Origin of the sequence: Pedobacter hiemivivus (assembly GCF_004331685.1) — a bacterium.
Lineage (GTDB): Bacteria > Bacteroidota > Bacteroidia > Sphingobacteriales > Sphingobacteriaceae > Pedobacter > Pedobacter hiemivivus.
Window position 1 is genome coordinate 72,552 of record NZ_SJSM01000024.1, and the last position, 6,338, is coordinate 78,889.

At 38.4% G+C, this 6,338-nt stretch carries 8 protein-coding genes; 2 read left to right on the plus strand and 6 right to left on the minus strand.

Features of this window, described 5'->3' with window-relative positions:
- Window positions 1-24: 24 nt before the first annotated feature.
- The 4 genes from EZ444_RS23125 to EZ444_RS23140 form a co-directional block, all read right to left on the minus strand.
- Window positions 25-429: a septal ring lytic transglycosylase RlpA family protein gene (locus EZ444_RS23125; RefSeq protein WP_131611819.1), complete on the minus strand. Its 405-nt coding sequence runs from the start codon at window positions 427-429 to the stop codon at window positions 25-27.
- A gap of 136 nt (window positions 430-565) precedes the next feature.
- On the minus strand, window positions 566-1,045 hold the full coding sequence (locus tag EZ444_RS23130; protein ID WP_131611821.1) for a methionine-R-sulfoxide reductase: 480 nt from the start codon (window positions 1,043-1,045) through the stop codon (window positions 566-568).
- 174 nt (window positions 1,046-1,219) lie between these two features.
- Window positions 1,220-2,092, minus strand: coding sequence for a succinate--CoA ligase subunit alpha (sucD, locus tag EZ444_RS23135; RefSeq protein WP_131611823.1), 873 nt, complete (start codon window positions 2,090-2,092; stop codon window positions 1,220-1,222).
- A 73-nt stretch (window positions 2,093-2,165) separates the two neighbouring features.
- Complete coding sequence (locus EZ444_RS23140) at window positions 2,166-2,753, minus strand: TMEM175 family protein (RefSeq protein ID WP_131611825.1); 588 nt, start codon at window positions 2,751-2,753, stop codon at window positions 2,166-2,168.
- A gap of 343 nt (window positions 2,754-3,096) precedes the next feature.
- Here EZ444_RS23140 and EZ444_RS23145 point away from each other — a divergent pair, with 343 nt between their 5' ends.
- The gene (locus tag EZ444_RS23145; RefSeq protein WP_131611827.1) at window positions 3,097-3,528 is read left to right on the plus strand and encodes a hypothetical protein; all 432 of its coding nucleotides are present in this window, start codon (window positions 3,097-3,099) and stop codon (window positions 3,526-3,528) included.
- Here the strand turns inward: EZ444_RS23145 and EZ444_RS23150 are convergent.
- Window positions 3,525-4,211, minus strand: a complete 687-nt coding sequence (locus tag EZ444_RS23150) for a substrate-binding periplasmic protein (protein WP_131611829.1) — start codon at window positions 4,209-4,211, stop codon at window positions 3,525-3,527. The two genes, EZ444_RS23145 and EZ444_RS23150, sit on opposite strands and share 4 nt — an antisense overlap.
- Before the next feature lie 414 nt (window positions 4,212-4,625).
- Between EZ444_RS23150 and EZ444_RS23155 the strand changes: the two genes are divergently transcribed.
- Entirely contained in the window at window positions 4,626-5,849 is a 1,224-nt protein-coding gene (locus EZ444_RS23155) for an NUMOD1 domain-containing DNA-binding protein (RefSeq protein WP_165503706.1), read from the plus strand.
- Window positions 5,850-6,089: 240 nt separating this feature from the next.
- Here EZ444_RS23155 and EZ444_RS27485 read toward each other — a convergent pair.
- The coding region (locus EZ444_RS27485) for an integrase core domain-containing protein (RefSeq protein WP_394365958.1) at window positions 6,090-6,338 on the minus strand (249 nt) is incomplete at its 5' end.

Consider the following 6,338-nt stretch of genomic DNA (forward strand, 5'->3'; position numbering starts at 1 on the left):
ATAACGCAGTTAAAGTTAAAAATGCTAATCTGTATCAGGAAGGTAACTAATTTCAACCTTAGCCACTCCTTTTCCATAAATACCAATTGCTTTGGCCGCAGCCTCAGAAAGATCTATTTTGAATTTTCTCGAATGTGGCCCCCTGTCATTGATTTCAACATCTACAGATTCACCATTTGTTGGATTCGTTACTGTCACAATAGTTCCAAAAGGCAACTTCATATGGGCGGCCGTCATTTTACTTCTACGGTACCGTGCGCCACTTGTAGTTTTGCGTCCTTCAAATTTGCGATGATAATATGTTGCGTAAACAGTTTTTGAGATTAATTTAGAAGAGTGATTGGATGAGGATGCTACTGAATCAACAACCGTTTTTGAATCCGGCTGATCTGAAATATCCTGAGAAAAACCCAGAAAAGAAATTAGCATACCGCATAACAATAAACAATACTTCATATTTACTATTGTTGGTGAGCTGACAAACATAAGTAAATTAAATACTTAAAAACAAGAAATGCCCGACAAGTTATCATCGGGCACTATAATAATATTGTTGAGAAAAATATTATTTCTTATCAAGCACAAAATCCATAGAAATAGAATTCACACAGTGACGCGTATTTTTATCAGTAAAACCTTCCCCTAGAAATACGTGCCCCAAATGTCCTTTACATTTTGCACATACAATCTCTGTACGCATCCCATCTGCATCAGAAATTCTTTCTACTGCACCTTTGATCTCATCATCAAAACTCGGCCATCCACAATGCGATTCAAACTTAGATTCAGACCGATACAAAGGAGCATTGCAACGTCTACAGACATAAGTACCACTTTCCTTATTGTTCAGCAACTTTCCAGTGCCCGGATACTCGGTCCCTTTACGAACAATGATATCCTCTTCTTCCTTAGTTAATTTATTCCACTCCATATTCCTGGTTGTTTTTTTTGTATCCTTTTTTTGCGGCTGCTGACCACAGGCTATCAGATTTACTAAAACCAACAGCGCAGCAAACATAAATGTTTTATTGATTAAAGCTTTCATTTGCGTGTATGTTATTTAATACAAGATACGTAAAAAGCATTCCCGGGGTTGTAATATGAATGTCAGTTCTAAATAGCTCATCCTAAGGTCTACATGGGTAACAAATAAAAAAACTCCGATGAAATAAATCACCGGAGCTTTTTAATTTATACAAGAAGGTTTTTTTTGTAACAGTTATTTTTTTAATAGCTCAGCCATTGCTGCGCCAATCTCTGCAGGACTTTCCACAACACGGATACCACACTCAGCCATAATTTTCATTTTTGCAGCAGCAGTATCATCAGCACCGCCAACAATAGCACCAGCATGTCCCATTCTACGTCCAGCAGGAGCAGTTTGACCAGCGATGAAACCAACTACTGGTTTAGTACCGTTTTCTTTAATCCAAAGTGCAGCTTCCGCTTCCATGCCACCACCAATTTCACCAATCATGATGATACCTTCAGTTTCAGGATCGTTCATTAACAATTCAACCGCTTCTTTAGTAGTTGTTCCAATGATTGGGTCACCACCAATACCAATAGCAGTAGTGATACCTAATCCAGCTTTCACTACCTGATCAACAGCTTCGTAAGTTAAAGTACCTGATTTAGATACAACACCTACAGTACCTTTTTTGAAGATAAAACCTGGCATGATACCAACTTTAGCTTCATCAGCAGTAATTACACCTGGACAGTTAGGACCGATTAAACGGCAATCTTTGTCAGAAATATATTCTTTAACCTGAATCATATCCTTAGTAGGGATACCTTCAGTAATACAAACAATAACTTTAATTCCAGCTTCAGCAGCTTCCATAATAGCATCTGCTGCAAATGCAGGTGGAACAAAAATGATAGATACATTTGCGCCGGCTTGATCAACCGCATCCTTTACGGTATTAAATACCGGTTTATCTAAATGAGTTTGTCCGCCTTTGCCTGGTGTTACACCACCAACAACATTAGTTCCGTACTCGATCATTTGAGAAGCATGATAAGTACCCTCATTTCCAGTAAAACCCTGAACAATAACTTTTGAATCTTTATTTACTAAAACACTCATGTATCTTTATTTTTTTGTGCAAAGCTAAGCTAATTGAAATGCAATGTCAAATGCAATCCAAATTTTATTGCATTTATTCCAGCTCTTGCTTTTGAAGCGTTTTCTCCACCCTTGTATCCGGGATAAACCAAACCACAGCTACCAATATATATCCGGCAACACCAATCCATGAACTGATAAAACTTCCTGCTATAGCCAAAATATAAATCACTGTCGAAATTTTCCCTTTAATATCGGCACCATAAGCATGGGCAATTGCAGAATCAGGGCCATGCAGTTTCACTAATATCCTTTCCAAAATAAAATAAGCAATAGAAGCCATCAATGCGACAAATCCATAAATAATTACTGGCCAGGATTCATAATGGTTTTCACCCATCCATGCGGTTGCAAAAGGGAACAGAGAAAGCCAGAAAAGCAAATGCAAGTTTGCCCATAACGCTTTTCCATTTACTTTTTTCACCAACATCATCATATGGTGATGATTATTCCAATATATACCTACATAAATGAAACTGAGCAAATAACTCATCAATACGGGGATCAGCGGAATTAAAGCGGCAACACTAGACCCATGAGGTACTTTTAATTCTAAAACCATGATTGTGATGATAATAGCCAATACACCATCACTAAAAGCTTCCAACCTATTCTTATTCATAAATTAAAGGTAGTATTTTGATTCCAAAACTGAGTCCATAGGCATGCTTCTTCTATCATCTAAGCTGCTAATTGTCAAACTGCATGCTTTAACCGATTGTACTTTGAAGTAATTTAATTCACCACGTATTAAGGGATGTTACGCGGCTGTTAAGCGGATACTACCCGGCTCCAGCCAAGTAGTATCCGGGTAATGTCCGGGTAATGTCCGGGTAAATAGGGGTTGCAGGCCACCTTCATAGAGTTAACTAGAAAGAAATTTTTTAATGGAATTTGGGATTGATCGATTAAAAGCAAATTTTATATATTTGGCCATAACAATCCGCTTGTCAATTCAACCGCGCATGAGACCATTAAAAATCTACTTTAAAATATTAAAAGTTGGCAACGGGAAACTCCTGAAAAACAAGGATGAAGTAAACAACCACATTGTAGACCTGATCAACAAGAACCCAAGTCAGCCTGCGGCAGAGTTAAGAACTATTGCGCTCGAATCGCTTAACCATACCGATTTAGGGCAACAATCACTACAAATCAGTGATCGTTTCTTTATTAGCAAAGCGATAGACATCGAGGTAATCATTACTTTTTTACCCGAAGAAAAAGCAATTCAGGATCAATTTTATACCCAATGGAGGTACATTCAGGTATCAAGCCCTTATCGATTGATACAGTATCTGGACGAGAATAAAATAATCGTATACAGCGAAAAAACAAAAATCCTACACACCATCAAACTCGACAAAGACATTACCGTGGTGGTAGATGAAGATTAAAACTGTGTCTCACTAAACCATTTCTTATAGATATTCTGGTAAGTACCATTTTCTTTAAGCAGGCTGATTGCCTCATTAAATTGGGCCTTAAGTTGTACATCACCCTTTTTCATAGCTATGGCATAGGATGAATCTGTTTTAGGCAGGAACATTCCTATTTTTAGCTTTTTATTCTTTTGCAAAAAGCCCCCGGCTATCGGCGAATCGTCAATCAACAAGTCAATTTTCCCGGCCTGTAACTTTCTATAAAGTTCCTTGTTGGTAACTGCGTATACGATATTGTTTGAAGGAAACTGTTCCCGAACATATTTTTCGGCCTCTGTGGCTTCCCTTACCCCTATTGTCTTATTTTTAAAATGATGCAAACCAGTCAAGGTATCCTGCTCTGACACTACTGCACATAACCTGAAATATAAATATGGATTACTAAATTCAAGAATATGCTGGCGAGAGGCAGTTACTGTTACAGCAGAGCAAATGAGATCAAGCTCGCCTTTAAACAACTTTTCCAATATGGTAGACCATAAAGAAACTTCATACTCAACTTCTAAATTTAGGTGACTGGTAATGGCCCGGAGTAAATCAACCTCAAATCCCTCAAAATTCCCAGTGTTGTAATCGGAATGCATCGGAAAGGGCGCCGCAGAATCCAATCCGACTTTTAATACTTTCTTATTGGCCATACAATAGAGTTTAAATTCCCAGATTTATTCAAAAACAAGAATAAACACCGGTTTTTTCTGCAAATAACAACAAAAAAAAACTAAATACCATTCAATTCACATCCAATTCCATCCAAAAAAAAACAATTCGACACAAAAAACGCCCACCCCAACAAACAATTAACACTTAAAAAAATGACGCAATCAAATCTCACAACAAAAAACACGCATTAAAACCAAAAAAAGATAAAACAAGCACAAATCAGTGCCCTCACTTGCCGCTTGGAATTTATTTTCAAAAAAGGCAAGAAAAAGTAAACTAAAAACATTTTAAATTGTTTATAAGCCACCAAACAAGTCAACCAAGAACAAAACGAAAAAAAATTAACCAAATAAATACTTAATCTGATATATTTACATCAAAATATGCCAAATATGAATTATCCATACGAAAACCTTTCACCTGAAGCGCTCCCAGGTGAATTATGGTCCCCAATTCCAAAACTGGATGCGCCATACGAGGTTTCTAACTTTGGGAGAGTACGTAGATTGGAGAAAAACTCTATCGATAAAAAGGGCATCCCCAGGCAAAAACCGGGTATGATTATCAAAACAATCATCTCCGAAAGCCAAAACTCTCAAACTGGTGACACCGCAAAATATGCTGGAATCACTTTATCTGCCAACAAAAAAAGATACTACTTAAGCGTTGCCAGATTAGTTTATTATTGTTTTGTAGACGAATTTGACCTCTCAGATAAGCAACTTTTAGTATTTCCAAAGGACGGAGACAACCTTAACTTAAGCGCAGATAACTTGCTGCTGGGCACGCCAAAAGATAAAGCGGCAAGAATGATGGCCTCCGGTAGAAGGAGATCATTTTTCCCAGAGTTTAGTGAAGAAGTAAAGAAAAAGAGCCGTGACAAAATAACGGCAACCAAAAAAGAGAAAGGTACTTATAATGTCAGCCGCTATTCCTTATCAGGCCAATTACTGGAAACCTATTCCAACGCCCGAATTGCAGCAGAGGCAATGAATACCGCTCAAGGGTACATTTCTATCGCAGCCCGGGACACAGGGAAAGTGGTTACCGCCTGTGGATACCTATGGCGTCGTGGCAATGAGCCTGAGCTAGATTTAAAGCCAATACTGAAGGAAAGATGGTACGGACATTCGCCACTCGCAAAACAACAGCATATTATAGGTCAATACGATCTTGAAGGCAACCTGGTCAATACGCATGTGAATACCGTGGAAGCAGCAAAAGCAGTTAGAGTCCATAAAAATGGTATCCGTAACGTAATCAATGGACGAGGCTTAACCTATGGTGGTTTTATATGGAGTAAAGTGATCAGGAAAAAGATTGCAGTCGACCCAAAAATAACAGAAAGCAGATCGGGCATTTCCCAATATGATTTGGATGGCCGATGGATCCAAACCTTTAAGAATTGTGTTGCCGCAGCAAGAGCAACACAAGTTGACAACACCAACATTCACCTAGCCGTTAATGGACATACGCTAACCGCAGGGGGATATTTATGGCGTAAAGGACAGCAATTAAGGATCAACATCAACGAATTGCGTAAACATCCGCATTATGCTGGATCGGGATTACAAAGACACATGAAAAGAAAAAGGGAAGCTGCAGTACTACAATAGTTTTCCGATATAAGGTATTAAACATTTTAAAGACTGGCGATGCCGGTCTTTTTTGTTATATATAGCCATACTTGGGTACATCCTTGCTATATCGTTCGGGGATAGTCTAAGACTGGTAGGACTCCCCTAGGACTCTGGTAGGACTCTCCTAGGACTCTCGTAGGACCCTAGCCCCTTTGAAACTCCTTTGTGTCTTATCCGTATATAGCTATACAGGTTGTTGAATTAATTTTGAATTGACTATACATGCAAATTTGTAATTCCTGATTCGGTTATACAAGTTGAATTTTGCTCTGATTTATATTTTTTTGGTTTCCATCTTTTTTTCAGTTCACCATGTTTAAGATGCGCTTGTTCCGGGGTCAGATAATCACAACTGGCATGCGGCCTTATCTGATTATAGGTTTGTATATTGTCCCTGATCTTTCTTGTCGTTTCCCTTAAGCCAGTTTGGGCTCCATACAGGTCAAACTCTGCTTTTAAGATCCC

Coding starts and splice junctions, on each gene's coding strand:
- EZ444_RS23130 (WP_131611821.1), bottom strand. CDS start 1,045: ATGAAAGCTTTAATCAATAAAACATTTATGTTTGCTGCGCTGTTGGTT.
- EZ444_RS23140 (WP_131611825.1), bottom strand. CDS start 2,753: ATGAATAAGAATAGGTTGGAAGCTTTTAGTGATGGTGTATTGGCTATT.
- sucD (WP_131611823.1), bottom strand. CDS start 2,092: ATGAGTGTTTTAGTAAATAAAGATTCAAAAGTTATTGTTCAGGGTTTT.
- EZ444_RS23155 (WP_165503706.1), top strand. CDS start 4,626: ATGAATTATCCATACGAAAACCTTTCACCTGAAGCGCTCCCAGGTGAA.
- EZ444_RS23145 (WP_131611827.1), top strand. CDS start 3,097: ATGAGACCATTAAAAATCTACTTTAAAATATTAAAAGTTGGCAACGGG.
- EZ444_RS23150 (WP_131611829.1), bottom strand. CDS start 4,211: ATGGCCAATAAGAAAGTATTAAAAGTCGGATTGGATTCTGCGGCGCCC.
- EZ444_RS23125 (WP_131611819.1), bottom strand. CDS start 429: ATGCTAATTTCTTTTCTGGGTTTTTCTCAGGATATTTCAGATCAGCCG.